The following is a 20,195-nucleotide window of genomic DNA, read 5'->3' as shown; positions in this document are numbered from 1 at the left end:
AAATTGAAAAAAGCCCGCTCGAGTGCGGGCGAAGTATTCGAAGGGAGCAGTGATGATGCACCGGTAACAATGAACATTACGTGACGTGTTGCCGGAGCAGGTGATGCATCATCCTCGTTCTGTGCTTTGTACTGGCTTCAGGGTCAGGCTCCAGGGAGGACGTGCGGAGCGTCAATTCGCGCTTTCAACCTCTCGGCAAACTCTACGGCTTCCAGCATGCTTCGAAATTTCACGGGGTAATCGTCCAGCTTCACAAGCCAGTCCTGGCAACCCAAGGCCTTTTCCACTTTGATTGTCATAGCAACTCCTCCATACAAGGTTGGGGATGTTCGGGTGAAAATCACCCGGATATTGCGACCGATGTAGAGGTGTTTGCGAGGATTTATCATGAGAAGCGACGACCGGTAGTTAGACAAACCAGTCATTGTGCTTCGCACAGGTGGGCCGGGCGAAAGTCTCTGATTTAGCCAGCGCCCGAGTGTTAGCCAAGCAAACGTGGCCAGTCCCTGGCCGCTAAGACTGGTCTGCTGATTTATTTCTTCAAGTCTTGCTTAAGATGGTGGTGGAGCGAGACCAACTTGCTCTCGGCCTTCATCAGTGCTGTTTCGGAAGCAGTTGCCCACTGCCTGGATAACGGTCGTAAGTCCGGTTCTATTTTGGCTTTGACGCACCACTGAAAATGGTCGTGCCACGATCCCAACGCAGATTGAACAGTTTTCAGCTCTTCCCTGGACTTCTTGCGAAGTGAAGAAATGTGCGGGAAGGCCTCGGCTAAATATCGGGTGTTTTTGACCATGATCCGAATGTCGTGCCGGTCATGTCCGGGGTCGGCGAGCCCGACGACAAGTCGCTTGACCCGATTATTCAGTGACTTATCGATTTCGGTCTCGACGCAGGCCAGCTCTCCGTTAATTTCGGCGCGCCGAAAAGCGGCAGGCCAGTTATCGAGTTCATTGAACAGCGTAACGAGTGCCGGGCTTTTCAGGATAGAGGCATAGTTGCTTTTGAGTATCGCTTTTCGCCGATCGGCTTGCTGAAGATATCCATGGCGTGCCAGCTCACCAATCATCACCTCCAGATCCCTGGCAGGTGTGGTGATACGGCCAACTTCAGCAGCGGCAATATTGAGCGGAATGATTTCATCCCTGGTTCGCACAGGTCGCAACAAGCTTCTGAGTCGACGAATAGCGATTCTCAAATCATGTAGAGCTTCAGCATCGCTATCGGCTTCCAGCCTGGCGCGCGCATGGTAAAGCGTGACTTCTAATCCAATGATTTGGCGTACATATTCATCTACGAATGACATTGCGATTCTCACTCGAAAAAAGTGAGATCAGCGTAGCAGACGTATTCGGGTCTAAGGTGAAAGTCTTGGCGATGACGCCACGTGCAGCTTTGTCATCATGTCGCGTTTTTTGTCGTGGTGGTGTTGCATTCGCTTGAGTAAATCGTCGAGGGTTTTGATCGCTTTAAGAATGTGCCGCCCTTTGTTGAGCATCACACACTCGGCACGAACTCCCATGGCGGCATCGGTGATTTCCGCTCTTGTGGGCGCTCCGGTCTTGGCAAGCGTCTCCAGAACCTGGGTAGCCCAGATAACCGGGACGTGTGCAGCCTCGCACAAGCAGAGCATTTCCTCTTGCAGCTCGGCGGTACGTTCGAAACCTGTCTCTACCGCCAGATCCCCACGCGCGATCATGACCCCTAATCGTGAGGTGGCCATGCCTGCAATTAGTAATTCTGGAAGACTCTCAAAGCCACGCTGCGTTTCGATCTTTAGCACAACGCCAAGGCGTAAAGCGTCCAGTCGCTTAAGTTCAGTCATCAAGGCGTTCACGTCGTTAGCGCTATTCACAAACGATAACTCGACGATGTCAGCATGCTGCGCCGCAAATTCGAGCGCGAATAGATCGTCATCGGAGAGGGCGCCCAACTTGAGATCGGTGGCGGGAAGATTGATGCCTTTGTCCGCCTTGAGCTTCACACCGTCAGGGGCGTGGTGAATCGAGATCTGCATTTCGTCCTGTGAAGTGGACAGCACCACCCCACCAATCTTGCCGTCATCGAACCAGATGGGATCGGCGGCTGCTGCGTTGAAGACAGCGTTTGAGTTGCAGCTGATTCGGGCGGGCGAGATGACGTGGGCGTGCTCGTCGAGGAGGGCGGGTTGACCTTCCTGATTACCATGCACCAGCACCAAGTGATCACCCTCTCGAAGCTTGATGGAGCAGGGCTTCGAAGGTACTGCGACCACTCTTGCATGCGGTTTGCGCCCTTTTGCATTCTTGAGTTTTAGTACCGTGCCGGGAACGATGTAGGCGGTCTTATGCATCTCGACCCAGCAGCCTGATTCATCACAATCCGTCACAAGCATTTGACGCTTCGAATCCCGTGCGTCCCTTAGGCTCAGAACATCGCCCACCTCAAGTCCCATCAGCCATTTACAGGGCACTTGCAGACAGTTTTCATCAATTTCGTGAGCGCTCAAGTACACCCTTGCTGGCGCTCGTACTTTCCCTTTTTTATCCCGCTCGGGACGTATTTTCATTACTGGCGGACGAGCCGCAATTGGGCCCGTGCGCAGCTTGGGCCCTGCGAGATCCATGACGACCTCGCAGGGTTTACCGAGTTTCTGACTGGCTTTGTGAAGATGTTCAATCATCCTTCCCCAGACTTCAGGCCCATCGTGTGCGCAATTGATGCGTTGGCAGTTCATCCCTGCCGCGAGCATGCTTTCCACCATGGCGTAATCATCAGCGGCCTCCGTGGGCATGGTGACCATAATGCGCACAGCCCTGTCGCGAGGAGGGTCGCCGAACAGCGCTTTGCCGTGGTCTTGTAGCGAGGTGGTGCTGATTGGCGCGTTGTCACGCTGAGCCAAGGCGCGCGAATCTTCTGTCGCGCCGGTCAGTTGCTGCAGCACGTCAATCACTTGATCGACGGAACGGGTCACGTTGCGTTCGCAGCGTCCTAATGAGGACAAGCCAAGCTCACTCAGTTGCGTTTGCAGTAGCCGGATATCGTGCCTTCGCAACGCAAGATAGCTGAGCAGATTCACGGCGCTGCTGCGGTAATCCTCGTGCACGTGCGCATAGTTCGCCGCGTTCTCGGCAGCGACCTGTATTTTCCTGCGCAAGAACAACAGCGTCTTGAGAGCGCCCTGACGTGCGCGATCGTCGGCGGGTGCAACGGATGCTTTCAGCGGCGTCATGGCGCTTACCTAGAAAATGGCGTGAAACAGCGTGTACAAGCCGGCAGCAAGCAGCATCGCCGCTGGCAGTGTGAAGACCCAGGCAAGGAGTAGATTGCGGACTGTCGCCATTTGTATTCCGCTTCCGTTTGCCGCCATTGCACCAGCAACGCCGGACGACAACACATGGGTCGTCGAGACAGGCAGGCCAAAAGCATCAGCGGCACCGATAGTGGCCATAGTGACCATCTCGGCGCTGGCTCCCTGTGCGTAGGTCAGATGGCTTTTTCCGATCTTCTCACCGACGGTGATGACGATCCGTCGCCAGCCCACCAATGTCCCAAGACCCAATGCAATCGCCACCGCAACCTTCACCCAGAACGGTATGAAGCGCGTCGCTTCATCTATCTGCTTCTTGAATTCGTTTAGGTTGTCACGGGTGTCCTGAGGAAAGTCGACCAGCTTTTGCTGGTTCATCAGGCGAATGCTTTCGGAGGTCAGAAACATGTCATTGCGCACGTTATGCATCGCCTGCGACGGCACATTGTTCAGGGTGCCATAGCTGCGCACTTCCTTTGCGATCAGGTCAACCACCCCGGTCAACGCCGGTACAAGATCACTGGGCGCTTCACGGCTGCGCACGTATTGCAACAGCACGGCTCGTGGGTCGGTGGGAGAGGGTGCTGGCACCGCTTTGGCTAAACTGTCGTGTGTCACTTGCGCAACTGCTACAAATTGCGTGGTTTGCGTAACCGGTACGGCCCGATTGAGGGCGTACGCCATTGGTAACGTGCCGACCAGTATCAGCATGATCAGGCCCATGCCTTTCTGGCCATCGTTGGAGCCATGAGCAAACGACACGCCGCTGCAAGTGAGGATGAGTAAGCCACGGATCCAGGTGGGAGGCGGCTTGTTACACGACGGCTCCTGATAAAGCTCCTTTTGTTTTACCAGCAGGCGCATGAGCAACAGCAGCCCTGCTGCGCACACGAAACCTACCAGCGGAGAAAGTAACAGTGCGTAACCAACCTTCGTGACCTGTGACCAGTCAACGCCCTGTGTGCCTGGGCGTCCGTCCAGCCAGGAACTGGCGATGCCTACGCCAAGAATCGAACCGATCAGCGTGTGGGATGAAGAGGCTGGTAGTCCCATCCACCAAGTGCCGAGATTCCAGATGATGGCGGCAATCAACAAAGCAAAGATCATCACAAAGCCGTTGCTGGAGCCCACCTGCAAGATCATGTCCACGGGTAGCAGCGCAACGACGCTGAACGCTACGGCACCACTTGAAAGCAGCACGCCAGTAAAATTGCACAGCCCCGACCAGATCACTGCGACATTGGCGGGAAGGGAGTGTGTATAAATGACGGTGGCAACGGCATTTGCGGTGTCATGGAAACCGTTAACGAACTCAAATCCCAGCGCGATGATCAGCGCCAATGTCAACAACCCATAGGGCAGCCAGGTCGTCACGACTGCACCGGCTTTATCAATGTCCTGAAAGATGCCCCATGCGCTGAAGATAATTCCCCCGATCAGCAGCGCGCCGAACAGCAGCAAGGTAAAGGGGCCCATGCGATGGTCAAGGCGCGGGCGGACTACATGAGAGTTATCCGAAAGGGTGTGTTCCATGTGCACCTCAAAGTTGCTCGATACTTCAAGCTAGAATCTTAAAGTGACAGTTTTCCTACAGCGCGACGACGCTGCGATGTGTTGAGGGGGAGAAGTGACCGGCGGTGAAAAGCAGTGCCATTTGGCAACATCGTTGGTAGAGAGTTAGCACGAATGGCAGCGAGCTACTGTCAGATTCTTCTCCCGTTTCTCAGCGGGCAGTGCCAAGCATCGAAGTGAAGGAAGCTTTGCGGGTGCTCTGAACTTCCACGCTGAATGTCGTGTCATCCGCGCTTTACCTTGAGCGCAGCGACGCTCCGAGTCAGTTCCACGCTTGCGCTCGTAAAGTCTGATGTCCTCACTGTCTTTCGGCGTTACGACGCCGCGCAGTTGTCAGCTAAAGCAACCTGTTCGTAAATCCCGTCTACATATTGCGACTTGAGCTGCTCTGCCATAGGCCCAAGGATTGGGTTTTCCCGAAAGTCCGCCAGGTGAGCATCTATCACATTGCTCACTTGAGTGATGGCAGCATCAACACTCGCACCTTTGGTAGGGTCGAAGGCGATACGCTCCAGTTCAATGTCAAGCGCCTTAAGCACAGGCTCAGCATCCTGCATTTGCGTTCTCAACAGATCGAGTGCTGTCATGCTTTACCTTCCTGGAAAAAAGGCTAAGTCTCTCATAACACTGAATTTGTTTCCTTAAATCTCTGTTATGTGCGGCGATCGCTTAACGTTAATGTCATAAATATGAAATGTAGGCCAATCGTGACGATCCAATCGTACTGGTCGCTAACATCATTGATACCTTTTCAACGTAAAGGGCTCTCAGGCCAGCACCGTGCTGAGCGACATAGCGAGCCACTTCACCTCCGCCTGTGGAGTGGCCGATATGCACGGCGTCCTTCAACTTCAAGTGCGCGACCAAGGCTGCAACGTCCTGCGCGTAAGTGTCCATGTCGTTGCCGATGGTGGTCTGCGTCGAGCGACCATGACCCCGTCGATCATGAGCGATCACGCGGTAGCCCTTGGAAACGAAGAACAGCATTTGCGCGTCCCAGTCGTCGGAAATGAGAGGCCAGCCGTGGTGAAAAACGATGGGCTGACCGGTGCCCCAGTCTTTGTAGAATATTTCAGTCCCATCGAGGGTAGTGAAGCTGGTCATTTCGGTTTTTCCTTCTTTGGTTGGGGCCGAGGTTGCAGCCTGAGCAACGTTGTTGCCCGGTACGATTCCCGCGATGGTTCCGGCAGCCAGCGCAGCGGCGCCGACTTTGAGTACCTGCCTGTGGGAAGTTGATGGAGCGTAGTACTGATCGGACACAGGACCTCCTTTTCTTGGTAGGGCACGGCAGTCAGACTCAGGGTTATTGCTCACCAACTGAGCGTGGAAGGGTGCTGAAGTGTTGATGTGATAAGGCAAGGGTATTTTCAATCTGCCGGTGCGGCTGACTGGACGTCGGTTAGAACTAATGAATAGTTGGGTAGAACCACAGCGTTGCCGCATAAAAGGTGAGTCTTTTAACTGGATAACACCAGGCCTCTGCATACGAGAGTCCTGCGAAATCAGCTTAGGGCGCAGAGCATTCTGCAGATTGAACAGACGTGCTATTAGCCCGAAAGCCATTAGTTGCTGCTGACGCGCTTGTAACGGGGCTGAAAATTCAACCTCCGGTTCTGACCTATAAGGTCGATTTTTATAGCCCTTGCCACGGGGCCGCAGAGTGTCCCGACAGCTACGCCACTGCTCTGCGGAACAGGTCGAGGCCGTAGCGTGGTGGGCACGCAACGCATCCATTCAACCTGACTTAGGATTACGCTCACAGCTATTGAGGGTTTTGATCATATCAATCAGTTATTTCAATAACTTAGCCGTCAACTTTTAGTCGTCCACGTCGATAAACCACATGAATACTAATCAACGGTCAGAACGCAATGAAATCTACATGGTTGGATAATCTGAATGTGAGTAAAAAACTGGGCATAGGCTTTGGTGCCATTCTGCTTGGCGTGCTCACGGTGACAGCCATTGGCTATGCCAGCACCAACCTGCTGATTGAGCGCCTGGCCAAAGCTGCCAGAGTCTCAGAAGTGAAAGTCAATGTGCTGGACGTGAGAGTCGCTGCGCAAGCCTATTCCGCTAGCCCGAATGCCGGCGCAGCGCAGGCCTACGACCTCAAGCTGGTGGCTCTCAACGAAGCCATCCAAGAAGGTTTGCAGGTTCTGACAGTGCCCGCCAACGTTGCCATGCTCAGAGGTATTGGCGATCAAGCCGGTAGCCTCAAGCAGACGTTCGACCAACTGGTGAATAACAACCAGAAAGTGGATGGCGCTCTTAAACCACTCATCAAAGTTTCCGATGAGGTGAGCGCAACCTTTGAAAGCCTGCTGCAGAGCACGTTAAACGATGCTTCGCGCTCACCGGATCAAAACGGTATCGAGCAGGTGAAGATCGCGGGTGACCTTCGCAATGGCATGACCAACTTTCGCCTTGTATTCCGCCGCTACCTGAGTATTCCTAACGACGATAACCGTCAGGCAACTTTCAAGAGTGCCGACGCGCTGATAGCGCAAGTCACAGACGCCCGTAACCAGCTGCCAAGCCAGGCCAGTGCAGCCGTCGACACCGCCCTTATGGCACTGCGTCAATACAAGGAATTGATGGCGACCATTTCGCAGATGCTGCAACAAAACGATCAACTGCGCGACGCGTTGCAACAAAACGCGACCGATGCAGTTAAAAGCGCTGACGAGCTGATGGCCGCACAGATTGTTGCCGCCAATACAGAAAAGCGTAACGCGATCATCCAGCTACTTAGCGTGGCTTTAGTTGTATTGCTTTTAGGTATCTTCGCGGCAGTGCTGATCACGCGCCAAATCACTCGCCCGCTCGGCGCCAGTGTCATTGCAGCCCGACGCATTGCCGATGGCGACTTGAGTAACGACATAAGCACCACCCGTAAAGACGAGTTGGGCTTACTGCAGAACACGATGCAGCACATGACGACATCATTGCGCGACCTGATCGGGGGCATTAGCCACGGAGTGACACAGATTGCGACCTCTGCCGAGGAGCTTTCGGCCGTGAGCGAGCAGACCAGCGCCGGGGTTACCCAGCAAAAAATGGAGGTCGATCAGGTCGCTACTGCGATGAATGAAATGGCCTCGACCGTGCAGGAAGTTGCGCAAAACACCGAAGACGCATCACGAGCCGCCAAACAAGCCAGCGAGCGCGCGGCCCATGGCAGCAGCGTCGTGCAAAACGCCACGCGGGAAATCGGTCAACTGGCGGGAGAGGTGGAGCAACTAGGCGTGGCCATGCAGCGCCTGACCCATGACAGCGACAAGATTGGCAGCGTGATTGACGTTATCAAGGCGGTCGCTGAGCAGACCAATCTGCTCGCGCTCAATGCCGCTATCGAAGCCGCACGCGCGGGCGAACAAGGCCGTGGTTTTGCCGTGGTAGCAGATGAAGTAAGGTCATTGGCCCAGCGCACGCAGAACTCCACAATGGAAATCGAAGAGCTCATCAAGGCTCTGCAGCAAGGGACTGGCGCGGCATCGAGTCTGATGTCCGCCAGCCAACAGCGTACTGAAGGCACCGTTGAACTGTCTCGTCAGGCCGAACAGGCGCTACTGGAAATTACTCAGTCAATAGGCACCATCGAGCAGATGAGTCAGCAAATCTCAGCCGCCGCTGAGCAACAGACTGTAGTCACCGACGAAATCAACCGCAGCGTTATTAACGTCCGTGACGTAGCTGACCAATCCGCGGCCGCGACCGAACAAAGCGCAGTCTCCACGATGGAACTGGCACGCTTGGGAAGCACACTCCAGAGCATGGTGGCGCGGTTCAAGATGTAACTGGGCTCTGAAGATCTAGAACATCGCTTCGGCGCTTTTCATTTTCACCAGGCATCAAGGCGTCTGGGGTCGGCTGCTCATAGCCGATTTCAGCGCCTCACCGCGCGCCGGGATCGACAACTACCCGTGGTCGGCGAGACCTCAGGCCAGGAAAGCTGAAACCGATAACCCACTCCATACACTGACTCGATGGGCGTTTCCCCAGGGCACGCCTGCTCCTGCTTACGCCGCAGATTGCGGATATGGCTTTCCACCGTGGGGTCAGTGATCACGCAGTGGTTGGAGTAGATCTTGTCGAGCAGTTGGTCACGGGAAAACACCCGGCCGGCCGAAGGTGCCGATTGCGCGAATCAACCTGGCGTACTTCAGTGACTTGACGATCTAGCCCAATCCGGGAAGGCTGGGCTGTTTCATGTGCGCGACTCTGCCCATCGCCTTCGGGCTTCAATCGACCGCTCTTCGCAGCGTGATGCGTGTCAGCTCAGACGGCACGCCCAAACGCAGGGCAAATCCGGGCCACAGCGCGGTGCCATTGTTGACGTACAGCTGCATGCCTTGCACGTCGTAGAGTCCCGAGACAAACCCTCCATTGGCCAAGGCCAGCAACCGGTCAATCCCCAGAATCATGCCGCCATGGGTATGGCCTGACAGCTGAAGTGCGATGCCTTCGCTCGCTGCAGACCTGGCAAGCTTTGGCTGATGATCGAGCAAAATGATCGGCGTATTACTGGGCGCGCCCGCTATCGCCTGTTTCACATCAGGCGCCGGGAAACCGGTTTTTGGAGCGGTCAGATCCGTGACACCCGCCAGCACAATCTGCGCACCTTGACGATTGAGCAGCGTGTGGCTGTTGGCGAGCGGGATCATTCCCAGCGAGACGAAGTGTTGCATCCAGGCGGCGTTATCGAAGAAGTACTCGTGGTTGCCCGGGATGACATACACGCCATCCGGTGCATGAAGACCGCGCAGCGGGGCAATGTCGCGTGTGCGATTGCTGACCGATCCATCGATCAAGTCACCCGTCACCACCATCAGATCCACACCCAACTCGTTGGAGCGGCTGACGACGGCCTGCGTCCACGGCTCATCGAAAAGCCGGCTGATGTGCAAGTCGGTCAACTGAAGGATCGTGTAGCCCTCGAATTGGGGCGGCAGGTTCTTGATCGCAATGTCGATGTCCTTTATCTCCGGCACACGTACTGCCTGCTGCACACCGACCACAGCCAAGAGCAGCGCGGCGGCACCAAATCCGTAGCGCAGCGCTGCCGGGATGGTCAGCCACCGACGACGCGCCAGCATCGTCAGCAGCGTCCCGATATCGACCAGAATCTGAAACACGGCAGTCAACAGGATTGCCCCGAATCCCACGTTGAACAGCATCACGATGCTGCGCGGAAATTCCGGCGAGAACACGCTGCCGGAGGAGAGCCGACAGTAAAGATGGTATTGCGAAGCGAGCACGATCAGCAGGGCAATCGCGATTCTGATGGGGCGCGACCACGGCATGGGCCAGATGAACCGGACAACGACGTACAGGCATGGCAGGCTGAACATAACGTGAAACATCAACGCTTTCCTCTCATCAGGTTGGTCGCCCAACTTACCACTTGAAGCGCGCGACCACCGTACGCAGCTCGCCCGCCAGCAACGACAATTCGTCAGCCGTGACTTCGTTGTCCTCGACCCCTTGCATCAGCGTCATGCTGCCGTTACGAATCTCGATGACGTTGCGATTGATGTCTTCGGAGACCGCATGCTGCTGAACGGCTGCGCTGGCAATCTGAGTGTTCATGCCGACAATACGTTCCACTTCTTCATTGATGTCAGTCAGGCTGGTCGAGGCTTTGACGGCCGAATCTATGCAGTCGCGAGCCCGGGTCTGACCTGCGGTCATCTGGTCGACGGCGGCCTTGGTGTTGTGTTGCAGTTCCTGAATGATGCGGCGGATTTCCTCTGTGGAGGTCTGGGTGCGCGATGCCGGCGTGCGCACTTCATCGGCCACCACGGCAAATCCGCGACTCGCCAGTTCGTTGTGCAAGGTCTCCTGCAATAAGTCTTGGGCTTTGTAGAGCTGTGCGACGGCTGAATTGCCTTCCGTGGTCAGGGTTTCAACGCTGCGGATCACCCCATCGCTGGCGCTCATCAGGTTTTGCAGGTTCTGGCGAAACCCGTCCAGACTGGTCAGGGCGGCCATGATAGGCGGCTCGATTTTGTCAGGACGGGCTCGTTACGGCGGAGTAATTTCAGACTCTGCTGCAGTTCCTGACGAAGCTGGGTTTCTTGTTTAAGAAGCGCGCGCAACGAGCTGCGGTCGGCTTCAGTGACAGGTTGTCCGTTGCGCAAGCCGCTGGAGAACCCGTTCAACTGGCCGACGATGTTGATCTGGCGGGGCAGGCGCAAGGTGCTTTGGTCGATCATGAACAGCGAAGCGTAATCCTCGTCCAGGACCATGCCTGAATAAAAAGCCCACCAGCAATGGCGTGGGCTTTTTCATTTTTCGGCGCGTCTGGTGTCAATGGGTCTGACCGATCAGAGCGTCCACTTCAACGAAAACATCAGGTTGCGTGGGTCACCGTACTGTCCGGCGCCCCCGGCATTCGGGATGCCTTGCCAGTAGCGGGTATCGAGCAGGTTGTTGACGTTGACCCGGCCGTCCCAGTTCTCATCGAACTTGTAACCTGCCATCAGGCCGACGATGCCGTAAGCGTCCTGATCGGCGGTGCCGTTGCCCACGCGGTTGAAGGTTTTGCTCTGGCCGTAAACGTCTGCGCCAACGCGCCATTTGTGCAACTCGCCAGGCAGGGTGTAACTGGTCGCTGCCTTGAACAAATGCTTGGGCTGGTCAGGCGCGAACAGTTTGCCTTCATTGCTCTCGGTGCCGTCTTCAATGTACTGGCTGAGGACGTAGGTGTAGGACGCCGAGAACTGCCAGTCGGCGGTGAGGGCGCCAGTCAGTTCGGTGTCGATACCGCGACTGCGCACTTTGCCAGCGGCGCCGTAGCAACTGGTTGCCGGGAACGACGGGCAGTTGGTCGAGTTCTGGTTGTCGAGCAGGTACGCACGGTTTTCCTGCTCCATTTCGAACAACGCGACAGAAGCGTTCAGCGCGCCTTCGAAGTACTCCCCTTTAAGGCCGATTTCATAGTTCTTGCCGGTCATGGGCTCCAGCACTTTACGGCTGGCGTCCATCTCGCTCTGCGGCTTGAAGATTTCGGTGTAGCTGACGTACGCCGAATAGGTGTCGTTCAGGTCATAGATGATCCCGGCGTACGGCGTGACTTCACGGGTGACGGAGTAATCCCCGGTGCCGGCACGGTTGTCGTAGTCATACCAGCTGACCCGGCTACCCAGGATGATATGCAGCGGACCAATAGGGTTCAGGCGGGCAGCGGCATACACGCCTTTTTCGGTGGTGGTGTTACGGCCTTCGTACATCGTCGTGTCCACTGCCGGCTTGGAAATTGCGTGATCGAAGTTGTAAATGTCGATCGGTGTACCCGCAGTCCAGCCGCCCCATTGATCGAACTTTTCCTGACGATGACTGACGCCCACCACCAACTCGTGCTCGCGACCCAATAGCTGGAAAGGGCCGGAGAGGGAGGCGTCGAGGTTGGTCTGGTCATCATTGTCGATGTACTTGCCGGAGTACTGCTGGAAACCGGCGCCGTCGTAGTTGCCCGGATAGCTGGAAAAGGTGTCTGCCTTGGCCCAGATTTTTGCAGCGGCAAGCCTGGTGGACCAGCCATTGTCGAACCGATGCGTCAGGTCGGTGAAGACGCTGACGTTATCCTTGTCCCAATACGACCAGTCATTGCTCAGAAAGCTTGAGCGTTTGAGGTGCAGGTCTTCGCCATTCGGACCGCTTGGCAGGCCGCCCCAGTCTGAAGTGTTGTCATCGCGCTGCTTGGAGGCGCCGATCGTCCAGGTTGTTGAGTCGTTGAGGTCCATGTCGAGGACGCCGTAAAACGTCTGCCGCTGATTTTCACGCACATCGGTGAAACTGTTGTTGTCCTGATACGCCGCGACCACGCGGCCACGGACGGTGCCGGCATCATTGAGCTTGTTGGACGCATCGACTTCAGTCCGGTAGCGATCCCAAGAGCCGGCGCTCGTCGTAATGCTGACCTGCGGCGTGGCAGTCGGGCGCTTGCGCACAAGGTTCAACGTAGCGGCCGGGCTGCCGGCGCCCGTCATCAGGCCTGTCGCACCGCGGACCACTTCAACGCGGTCGTAAATGCTCAGATCAGCCGCGGATATGACGTCCTGGGTGTACGTGCTGATACTGGTGGGCAGCCCGTCGTACATGATGTTGTCGATCTTGAAGCCGCGCGCCAGAAACTCCTGGCGATCAGACGCAGTCTTGTGCAGCGTCACGCCGGGTGCATATTTGACCACGTCATTGAGGTCGTTCATGCCCTGATCTTCCATGCGCTGACGAGTAATCACGCTGACCGATTGTGGAGTCTCGCGGATCGACAGAGGCAGCTTGGTCGCGGTGTTCATGGAGCCCGTCGTGTAAGAGCCGCTGCTTTCGGTAGTCGCCATACCCGCCAGGCCGTAGTCGGCGTTGATATTCACACCGTCCAGAGAAATGGTCCCTGGTGCCGCAGGAATGTCGGGATCAACAGGTGCCGCCATTGAGGAGGAGCAAAAACCGAGCGCAATTGTGGTGGCCAACGCGGGGAATACGGGACGGAGCATTGTAGGATTCCTGGAAAGCTGAATGCAGGCAAAGGACTACGTGAGGGGGGCGAATCCTAACAAAATTTTCACAATTGTTTAATGCTAATTATTCTTGTTATCAGAAAGCTTCCGTTTACTGATTTTGCGAAGGTTTGAAACGGGCTGTTGAAAGGCTGTTTGAATAGGAACGAAAGGCTGTGTCCATCACTCGTATGAATGTGGCCATGCGAAGTGGCCCGGTTGAATGTTGCTGATGCCAGTGACCACTTTGACTGCCCTGACTCCCGCAATCGCGGGATCCGTCCAAAGGAGCACGTCATGCAGAGCACCTACCATTCCCGCGACTTCGTTGAAGGCGCTTTCAAGATTACCGTCAACGCCTACCGAAATGGCTCGGCCACACCGTGGACCATTGACGTTGTAACGCGCAAAGCGGGTGAGCGCATCTCCCCGGTGTGGCGCGAATACAACCGCAGCTACTTCAAGCTTGAAGCTGCGCAGCAGGCTGGACTGGCCGGCGGACGGCTGATGATTTCTTCCCTCCACTGACCATCGCTTTGCGAACCTGACCTCAGGTCATGGCGTTGTACATCGCGCTGAACTGTTGGCCCAGTTCGCAGCCTCAACTACATCACTGACGAGCGAGGCACCTCCCATGAACAGCGAAGCATTCAATCAGTACGACCAGGAACGCTTTCATCTCCAGATTGCAGAGCAGTTAGGCATTTCCGTCGACGAGCTCAAGACATGGATGATCAATGACATCGAACGTGTCACTGAAGGCGGCAAAGAGGTCGGCCACATGGTGGTCTTTCGTGAGTCGACCCCGGCCGACGTCCTCGAAAAACTGAACAATCGTCAAAGTGAATTCACCGCCATGACCGGCGTGATCTCGGGTGACTGACGTGCTGGGTGACCCAGGTGCGCGAAGGTCTACTTCGGTTGAACGAAGCCGCCTTGCGCCGTGTCAATCCATTTCGAGCAACCCATCAGGAATGCACTCATGTCCAAAGACTTCACGAACACCCTGACTGACGATCTCTACGAGAAAACGCGCTCCGAGCTGAACGCGTTTCTCAAAGAGACTGACGCACTGCTTAAAGCTGGCGACGCCGTTAACGAAGACCGCACTGATGTGGCACGCAGCCGTCTGAGGGCGTTTCTGGACAGCGCCTCCAGATCGGTGACGTCCGAAGGCCCGCTCGTGGAGCACGGTCTGCCGGCGTTTGAAAAGGCCAAGGCCTACGTCAAGGAAAAACCCTGGCATGCGGTTGCGGCAGCAGCAGGCGTAGGTCTGGTGGTCAGTATTGTGCTGAACCGACGTCAACCCTGATCCAGCCGATCCGCTATCACGGCCCATGATCACTGACTGGGCACGAGGATTAACCATGAGCGAACCCGAAAAAACTCCGGAAAAGCCTGCCGACGATACGCCTGCCCATTCCACACCCGAGGAAAAAGAGCGTCTCAAGGACTTCAAAAAAGACGGCATTCCACCAGGCGCTTGGTGAAACATGAATCGCCGATACACACGCAGCGTGCCCCCGCTGCGTAAGCCCAAGGTGTCGATGTGTTCGAAAGGAGTACGCCGTGGCGTACTTTCTCGGCAAAGTGTTGTCACAAAAAACTGTCACGGCGTTCACTTGATGCCGGGCGATGGCACATGGGCCTATACAGGGGGAGTGGAAATGAGCATCGATCAAGACACAATTCGTCAGTTGGCCGAGGCGATCTGGGAGACCGAAGGCAAGCCGGATGGGCAGCAGGACCGGCACTGGGAGATGGCCACAAAGCTGGCGGAGTCTGCCGCCATGGCGCCCGTGCGCAGCGGCAACAGACAGCGTGTCGACACGTTGTTCCCTGAGCCTGACAACGATCCCGAAAACAAATAGTCCCCGATTTGTACGCCTGCGCACTTCGCAGGTTATTTTGCAAAAGTAAAAGCAAGCGCTTGCGTGAAACGATTCAGCTGTTCTAGAGTGTTTCCAGTTGCTTCCCGAGTGTCTTCCGTCAGCGCCATCCGACGAGGAGTCACAGGTATAAAAACAAGAAACCTCGAGGTTTGAAATGAACAGCCATCATGGTCGGTTCACGCTCGTTCGCTCCCTCAGCGACGCGCCTTGCACTCCCGTTTCGAGCGCTCTGTCATGAGCGTGCCTTCTGCTGCACAACCTGATTTTTCCGAAGCCCAGCCCACGCCTGTTCTGGAAATGCGCAATATTTCCAAAACCTTCAACGGCCTGCGCGTGCTCAAAGATGTCGCGTTGCAGGTGTATGCCGGTGAAGTGCATGCGCTGATGGGGGAGAACGGGGCGGGCAAGTCGACACTGATGAAAATCCTGTCCGGTGCTTACCAGGCCGATCCCGGCGCTGATATCCGGGTCAATGGGCAGGTCTTGTCAGTCTTCGACCCGTTAACGGCCAAAGCCCATGGCATTGCGGTGATTTACCAAGAGCTGAGCCTGTGTCCCAATCTTAGCGTCGCCGAGAATATCTATCTTGGCCGTGAGCTGCGCCGGGGATGGACCATCGACCGAAAGTCGATGGAGGCGGGCGTTGTCGAGGTGCTGACACGGCTGGGCGCTGGATTCAGCGCGACCACCACAGTCAGCTCGTTGTCGATTGCCGAACGCCAACTGGTCGAGATTGCCCGTGCGCTGCATGCCAACGCCAAAATTCTGGTGATGGACGAGCCCACCACGCCGCTGTCATCCCGCGAGACCGACCGCCTGTTTGCGCTGATCAAGCAATTGCGCGATCAGGGTCTGGCGATCATCTATATCAGCCATCGCATGGCTGAAATCTACGAGCTGTCGGACCGGGTGTCTGTGCTGCGCGACGGCGAGTACGTCGGCCAGCTACAGCGCGACGGGCTGTCCGCTGAAGTGTTGGTGAAGATGATGGTGGGCCGCGATTTGTCCGGCTTCTACAAAAAAGAACACGCGGCTTACGATCCCGGCGCGGTGGTGATGCGCGTGCGTGACATGGCGGACGGCAAACGCGTGCGCCCTTGCAGCTTCGACCTGCACGCCGGGGAAGTGCTGGGCATTGCCGGGCTGGTGGGTGCCGGACGTACCGAATTGGCCCGGCTGATTTTCGCGGCCGATTCACGCATCTCCGGCACGCTGGAGATCTCCGGCAAGCCCGTGACTGAATTGAATAACCCCGCTGACGCCATCCGCGCCGGTGTGGTTTACCTCACCGAAGACCGCAAGGCCCAAGGGCTGTTTCTCGACATGAGCGTGCGTGACAACATCAACGTCTGCGCGTGCGTGCCAGACGCCCACAGCGGTGGCGTGCTGGACCGCCCGCGCGGCGCCAGACGTGCCATCGATGCGATTCGTGCGCTGTCGATCCGCGTGGCATCGGGCAAGGTGAGCGTGGGCGCGTTGTCGGGCGGTAATCAGCAGAAAGTCCTGCTGGCGCGGTTGCTTGAGGTCAAGCCGGTAGTGTTGCTGCTCGATGAGCCGACCCGCGGCGTGGACATCGGCTCCAAGTCGGAGATTTATCGCATCATCAATGAGCTGGCAAAAGCCGGTGTCGGCATTGTGGTGATCTCCAGCGAATTGCCGGAAATCATTGGCACCTGCGACCGCGTGCTGGTGATGCGCGAAGGGCAGTTGGTGGCCGAAGTCGGCGGTGCATCGGGCAGTGAAATTTCCCAGGAACGGATCATCGATCTGGCCACGGGCGGCGCTGCCTGAGGCAGCGAAACGCAGAGTGCATGCGACAGCAGCACATCCTTCCAATAACAAGAAAGAGGGCTTCAGACCATGAGTCTGATCGTAGACAAACCCGCAAGCGTTGCGGTGGTCAACAAGCGTGAACGTGTGCGCGAGCTGATGCGTACGGTGGGCATGCTGCCGGTGTTGGTGCTGTTGCTGGCAGGTTTTGCGTTGATGAGCGAGAGCTTTCTGACCTGGCAGAACCTGTCGATCATCACGCAGCAGGCGTCTGTCAACGTGGTGCTGGCGGCGGGCATGACCTTCGTGATTCTCACGGCCGGCATCGATCTCTCGGTGGGGGCCATTCTGGCGGCGTCTGCAGTGGTTGCGTTGCAGGCGTCGATGTCGCCGCAATACGGCATGCTCGGTATATTCGCCGGTGTCGGTTTCGGCCTGTTGCTGGGGCTGGTCAACGGCGGGCTGATTGCCTTCATGCGCCTGCCGCCGTTTATTGTCACCCTTGGCGCGCTGACCGCGATGCGCGGTCTGGCACGCTTGCTGGCGGACGACAAAACCGTGTTCAACCCTGATTTGCCTTTCGCTTTCATCGGCAACGACTCTGTGCTCGGCGTACCGTGGCTGGTGATCATCGCGGTGGCGGTGATCGCGATGTCGTGGTTCATCCTGCGGCGAACGGTGATGGGCGTACAAATCTATTCAGTGGGCGGTAACCCGGAGGCTGCGAGGCTTTCCGGGATCAAGGTGTGGAAAGTCCTGCTGTTCGTCTACGCGTTGTCCGGTGCGTTGGCCGGGCTTGGCGCGGTGATGAGTGCCTCGCGACTGTTTGCCGCCAACGGCCTGCAACTGGGCCAATCCTATGAGCTGGATGCCATCGCCGCGGTGATCCTGGGGGGCACCAGTTTTACCGGTGGCGTCGGCACCATCGGCGGCACGCTGATTGGCGCACTGATCATCGCTGTTTTGACCAACGGTCTGGTGCTGATGGGCGTCTCGGACATCTGGCAATACATCATCAAGGGCATCGTGATCATCGGCGCCGTGGCGCTGGACCGTTATCGCCAGTCGGGGGCAAGAACCTGATCGGTCGCTGCATGCAACACCTGCTGCGCTTCAAAAGTGGACTCAACAATAATCACAAGAGAGCAATCATGAACTTCAAACGTAAATTTCCCGCTGTCGTGACCCTGTGCCTGGCGGCGTTGTTGTCCCAAGGTGTTCAGGCGAAAGAGCTGAAATCGGTCGGCATCACGCTCGGCTCGCTGGGCAATCCTTATTTTGTGACCCTGGCCGAAGGTGCCAAGGCCAAGGTGATGGAGCTCAATCCCAACGCCAAAGTGACGTCGGTGTCAGCCGATTACGACTTGAGCAAGCAATTCACCCAAATCGATAACTTCATCTCGGCGGGCGTGGATTTGATCCTGCTCAACGCGGTCGATCCGTCGGCCATCGAGTCGGCCATCAAGAAGGCCCGCAAAGCCGGAATCGTGGTGGTAGCAGTAGACGTGAACGCCAAGGGCGTGGACGCCACTGTGCAAACCGACAACGTGGAAGCCGGTCGTCTGGCGTGTCAGTTCATCATCGACAAGCTGTCGGGCAAGGGCAACATGATCATCCAGAACGGTCCGCAAGTGACGTCGGTGATGGACCGCGTCACAGGGTGTAAAAATGCCCTGGCCAAAGCGCCTGATATCAAGGTGCTGTCAGATGATCAAGACGCCAAAGGGTCGCGTGAAGGCGGTTTGAATGCGATGCAGGGCTACCTGACGCGCTTCCCGAAAATCGACGGGCTGTTCGCAATCAACGACCCGCAAGCCATCGGTAGCGACCTGGCCGCCAAACAGCTGAAACGCAGCGGCATCATCATCACCTCGGTAGACGGCGCGCCAGACATCGAAAACGCCTTGAAAACCGACACCTCGATCCAGGCCTCCGCCAGTCAGGATCCGTGGGCCATGGCGCAGGACGCCGTGGTGCTGGGCAACGACATCCTCAATGACCGCAAGCCGGCCGAAGCGCTGACTTTGCTGACCCCCAAACTGATCACCCGTGACAACATCGGTGAGTACAAAGGCTGGTCTAGCAAGCGCTGAGCACTTAGCGGGCAGCCCATGGCGTATGGGAGGCCCGCACTCCAGCAGACTCTGAAAATCGGAGGGTGTCAGTGGTAAAGATGGAGGACGTGGCGCGGCAGGCCAAGGTGTCGACCTCGACGGTGTCCCATGTGTTGAACGGCACGCGCAAGGTCAGCGCGCAAACGGTGCAGGCGGTTGAGCAGGCGGTCAAGGCATTGGGTTACATCCCCAACACCGTGGCCCGCTCGCTTGCCCGGTCGCGCACCAACACCATCGGCGTGGCCATTTCGGCGTTGTCCAACCACTATTTCAGCGAGACCGTGCACGCCATCGAAACCGAATGCGCCAAGCACGGGATCATGATGCTGTTCGTGGACACCCACGATGACCCGGAGCAAGAGTTGCGCGTGGTCAAGACCCTGCATCATCGGCGGGTGGACGGGATTTTGCTGGCCCCTTCGAGAGACCCGCAGCACCGCGCACTTACGTATTTGCAGAACAACGCCATACCGACAGTGCTGGTCGATCGACTGGCCGAGCACGGATTCGATCAGGTTGGCGTCGAAAATCGCGAATCCACCCAAGGGTTAATCGCACATCTTGTGGCGCACGGGCATCGGCGCATCGGCATGGTGGCGGGTGCCAAAGGCTTGAGTACTACGCAAGAGCGCATCGACGGCTATCGCGCCGCTTTGCTGGACGCGGGCTTGCCGTGGGACGACATGCTGCTGGTCGAAGGTGACTCGCGCAGTGAGTCCGCCTGCGCGGCGACGCACCGATTGCTGGCGCTGAGCAGCCCTCCGACGGCGATCATGGCGGGCAACAACTTGATGACCATCGGCGCCATGCAGGCCTTGCGCGAGGCCGCTATTGAAGTACCGCAACAGATGGCCCTGGTCGGCTTCGACGATTTCGACTGGGCGGATTTCTTTCTGCCGCGCCTGAGCGTCATCGCTCAGCCGGTCAACGAACTGGGTGCACGTGCAGTTGGCTTACTGCTGGGCTGCATCGATAACCCCGATGCCCCGCGGCAAACCGTGCGCCTGGCACCAACGCTGCGTATCCGAAATTCATGTGGATGCCCCTGAGCGCG

The 20,195-nt window shown here is 57.0% G+C and carries 17 protein-coding genes and 4 pseudogenes; 11 read left to right on the top strand and 10 right to left on the bottom strand.

The features are described from left to right. Nucleotides 1–532: 532 nt before the first annotated feature. The 5 genes and pseudogenes from OYW20_RS14785 to OYW20_RS14765 form a co-directional block, all read right to left on the bottom strand. A complete protein-coding gene (locus tag OYW20_RS14785) occupies nt 533–1,306 on the bottom strand; it encodes a CHAD domain-containing protein (protein ID WP_268796711.1) in 774 nt (257 codons plus the stop codon). Between the two features lie 51 nt (nt 1,307–1,357). Continuing rightward, on the bottom strand, nt 1,358–3,211 hold the full coding sequence (locus OYW20_RS14780; protein ID WP_268796710.1) for a pyruvate kinase: 1,854 nt from the start codon (nt 3,209–3,211) through the stop codon (nt 1,358–1,360). A 9-nt stretch (nt 3,212–3,220) separates the two neighbouring features. Beyond that, entirely contained in the window at nt 3,221–4,822 is a 1,602-nt protein-coding gene (locus OYW20_RS14775; RefSeq protein WP_268796709.1) for an inorganic phosphate transporter, read from the bottom strand. 353 nt (nt 4,823–5,175) lie between these two features. Then, the gene (locus tag OYW20_RS14770; protein ID WP_268796708.1) at nt 5,176–5,448 is read right to left on the bottom strand and encodes a hypothetical protein; all 273 of its coding nucleotides are present in this window, start codon (nt 5,446–5,448) and stop codon (nt 5,176–5,178) included. 184 nt (nt 5,449–5,632) lie between these two features. Beyond that, nucleotides 5,633–5,965: pseudogene (locus tag OYW20_RS14765) on the bottom strand (alpha/beta fold hydrolase); the annotation flags it as partial. 767 nt (nt 5,966–6,732) lie between these two features. Between OYW20_RS14765 and OYW20_RS26310 the strand changes: the two are divergent. Further along, nucleotides 6,733–7,758 (top strand): annotated as a pseudogene (locus tag OYW20_RS26310) (methyl-accepting chemotaxis protein); the annotation flags it as partial. 30 nt (nt 7,759–7,788) lie between these two features. After that, the gene (locus OYW20_RS26305) at nt 7,789–8,661 is read left to right on the top strand and encodes a methyl-accepting chemotaxis protein (RefSeq protein ID WP_408005517.1); all 873 of its coding nucleotides are present in this window, start codon (nt 7,789–7,791) and stop codon (nt 8,659–8,661) included. A gap of 89 nt (nt 8,662–8,750) precedes the next feature. On the opposite strand, the pseudogene OYW20_RS14755 reads toward OYW20_RS26305, so the two are convergent. The 5 genes and pseudogenes from OYW20_RS14755 to OYW20_RS14735 all read right to left on the bottom strand — a co-directional run. Beyond that, nucleotides 8,751–8,999, bottom strand: a pseudogene (locus OYW20_RS14755) (winged helix-turn-helix domain-containing protein); the annotation flags it as partial. Nucleotides 9,000–9,105: 106 nt separating this feature from the next. After that, nucleotides 9,106–10,227 carry a metallophosphoesterase gene (locus OYW20_RS14750; RefSeq protein WP_268796706.1) on the bottom strand — a complete coding sequence of 374 codons (1,122 nt, stop codon included), beginning with the start codon at nt 10,225–10,227 and terminating at the stop codon, nt 9,106–9,108. Between the two features lie 34 nt (nt 10,228–10,261). Further along, a pseudogene (locus OYW20_RS14745) lies at nt 10,262–10,678 on the bottom strand (methyl-accepting chemotaxis protein); the annotation flags it as partial. A gap of 164 nt (nt 10,679–10,842) precedes the next feature. Further along, the gene (locus OYW20_RS14740; RefSeq protein ID WP_268796704.1) at nt 10,843–11,112 is read right to left on the bottom strand and encodes a hypothetical protein; all 270 of its coding nucleotides are present in this window, start codon (nt 11,110–11,112) and stop codon (nt 10,843–10,845) included. A 78-nt stretch (nt 11,113–11,190) separates the two neighbouring features. Further along, complete coding sequence (locus OYW20_RS14735; RefSeq protein ID WP_268796703.1) at nt 11,191–13,362, bottom strand: TonB-dependent siderophore receptor; 2,172 nt, start codon at nt 13,360–13,362, stop codon at nt 11,191–11,193. A 300-nt stretch (nt 13,363–13,662) separates the two neighbouring features. On the opposite strand from OYW20_RS14735, the gene OYW20_RS14730 reads away from it, so the two are divergent. The 9 genes from OYW20_RS14730 (at nt 13,663) to OYW20_RS14690 (ending at nt 20,190) form a co-directional block, all read left to right on the top strand. Continuing rightward, nucleotides 13,663–13,893 (top strand): hypothetical protein, encoded by a 231-nt coding sequence (locus OYW20_RS14730; protein WP_268796702.1) that lies wholly within the window; start codon nt 13,663–13,665, stop codon nt 13,891–13,893. Between the two features lie 106 nt (nt 13,894–13,999). Next, entirely contained in the window at nt 14,000–14,248 is a 249-nt protein-coding gene (locus tag OYW20_RS14725) for a hypothetical protein (protein ID WP_268796701.1), read from the top strand. A 99-nt stretch (nt 14,249–14,347) separates the two neighbouring features. Next, nucleotides 14,348–14,677 carry a glycine zipper domain-containing protein gene (locus OYW20_RS14720; RefSeq protein ID WP_268796700.1) on the top strand — a complete coding sequence of 110 codons (330 nt, stop codon included), beginning with the start codon at nt 14,348–14,350 and terminating at the stop codon, nt 14,675–14,677. A 55-nt stretch (nt 14,678–14,732) separates the two neighbouring features. After that, nucleotides 14,733–14,855, top strand: a complete 123-nt coding sequence (locus OYW20_RS14715; protein WP_268796699.1) for a hypothetical protein — start codon at nt 14,733–14,735, stop codon at nt 14,853–14,855. 177 nt (nt 14,856–15,032) lie between these two features. Then, nucleotides 15,033–15,236 (top strand): DUF2934 domain-containing protein, encoded by a 204-nt coding sequence (locus OYW20_RS14710; RefSeq protein WP_268796698.1) that lies wholly within the window; start codon nt 15,033–15,035, stop codon nt 15,234–15,236. Nucleotides 15,237–15,554: 318 nt separating this feature from the next. After that, nucleotides 15,555–17,048 (top strand): sugar ABC transporter ATP-binding protein, encoded by a 1,494-nt coding sequence (locus OYW20_RS14705; RefSeq protein WP_268801144.1) that lies wholly within the window; start codon nt 15,555–15,557, stop codon nt 17,046–17,048. Between the two features lie 69 nt (nt 17,049–17,117). Then, complete coding sequence (locus OYW20_RS14700; RefSeq protein ID WP_268796697.1) at nt 17,118–18,110, top strand: ABC transporter permease subunit; 993 nt, start codon at nt 17,118–17,120, stop codon at nt 18,108–18,110. 68 nt (nt 18,111–18,178) lie between these two features. After that, nucleotides 18,179–19,120 (top strand): ABC transporter substrate-binding protein, encoded by a 942-nt coding sequence (locus OYW20_RS14695; protein WP_268796696.1) that lies wholly within the window; start codon nt 18,179–18,181, stop codon nt 19,118–19,120. 71 nt (nt 19,121–19,191) lie between these two features. Then, nucleotides 19,192–20,190 (top strand): LacI family DNA-binding transcriptional regulator, encoded by a 999-nt coding sequence (locus tag OYW20_RS14690; RefSeq protein WP_268796695.1) that lies wholly within the window; start codon nt 19,192–19,194, stop codon nt 20,188–20,190. Nucleotides 20,191–20,195 lie beyond the last annotated feature (5 nt).

Origin of the sequence: Pseudomonas sp. BSw22131, from assembly GCF_026810445.1 — a bacterium.
GTDB classification, from domain to species: domain Bacteria; phylum Pseudomonadota; class Gammaproteobacteria; order Pseudomonadales; family Pseudomonadaceae; genus Aquipseudomonas; species Aquipseudomonas huanghezhanensis.
This window is presented reverse-complemented; position numbering and strand designations above follow the sequence as displayed.

Bases quoted from the DNA above. Each gene is read 5' to 3' on its own strand.
- OYW20_RS14785 (WP_268796711.1), bottom strand. From the start codon at position 1,306: ATGTCATTCGTAGATGAATATGTACGCCAAATCATTGGATTAGAAGTC.
- OYW20_RS14780 (WP_268796710.1), bottom strand. From the start codon at position 3,211: ATGACGCCGCTGAAAGCATCCGTTGCACCCGCCGACGATCGCGCACGT.
- OYW20_RS14775 (WP_268796709.1), bottom strand. From the start codon at position 4,822: ATGGAACACACCCTTTCGGATAACTCTCATGTAGTCCGCCCGCGCCTT.
- OYW20_RS14770 (WP_268796708.1), bottom strand. From the start codon at position 5,448: ATGACAGCACTCGATCTGTTGAGAACGCAAATGCAGGATGCTGAGCCT.
- OYW20_RS26305 (WP_408005517.1), top strand. From the start codon at position 7,789: ATGCAGCACATGACGACATCATTGCGCGACCTGATCGGGGGCATTAGC.
- OYW20_RS14750 (WP_268796706.1), bottom strand. From the start codon at position 10,227: ATGTTTCACGTTATGTTCAGCCTGCCATGCCTGTACGTCGTTGTCCGG.
- OYW20_RS14740 (WP_268796704.1), bottom strand. From the start codon at position 11,112: ATGGTCCTGGACGAGGATTACGCTTCGCTGTTCATGATCGACCAAAGC.
- OYW20_RS14735 (WP_268796703.1), bottom strand. From the start codon at position 13,362: ATGCTCCGTCCCGTATTCCCCGCGTTGGCCACCACAATTGCGCTCGGT.
- OYW20_RS14730 (WP_268796702.1), top strand. From the start codon at position 13,663: ATGCAGAGCACCTACCATTCCCGCGACTTCGTTGAAGGCGCTTTCAAG.
- OYW20_RS14725 (WP_268796701.1), top strand. From the start codon at position 14,000: ATGAACAGCGAAGCATTCAATCAGTACGACCAGGAACGCTTTCATCTC.
- OYW20_RS14720 (WP_268796700.1), top strand. From the start codon at position 14,348: ATGTCCAAAGACTTCACGAACACCCTGACTGACGATCTCTACGAGAAA.
- OYW20_RS14715 (WP_268796699.1), top strand. From the start codon at position 14,733: ATGAGCGAACCCGAAAAAACTCCGGAAAAGCCTGCCGACGATACGCCT.
- OYW20_RS14710 (WP_268796698.1), top strand. From the start codon at position 15,033: ATGAGCATCGATCAAGACACAATTCGTCAGTTGGCCGAGGCGATCTGG.
- OYW20_RS14705 (WP_268801144.1), top strand. From the start codon at position 15,555: ATGCGCAATATTTCCAAAACCTTCAACGGCCTGCGCGTGCTCAAAGAT.
- OYW20_RS14700 (WP_268796697.1), top strand. From the start codon at position 17,118: ATGAGTCTGATCGTAGACAAACCCGCAAGCGTTGCGGTGGTCAACAAG.
- OYW20_RS14695 (WP_268796696.1), top strand. From the start codon at position 18,179: ATGAACTTCAAACGTAAATTTCCCGCTGTCGTGACCCTGTGCCTGGCG.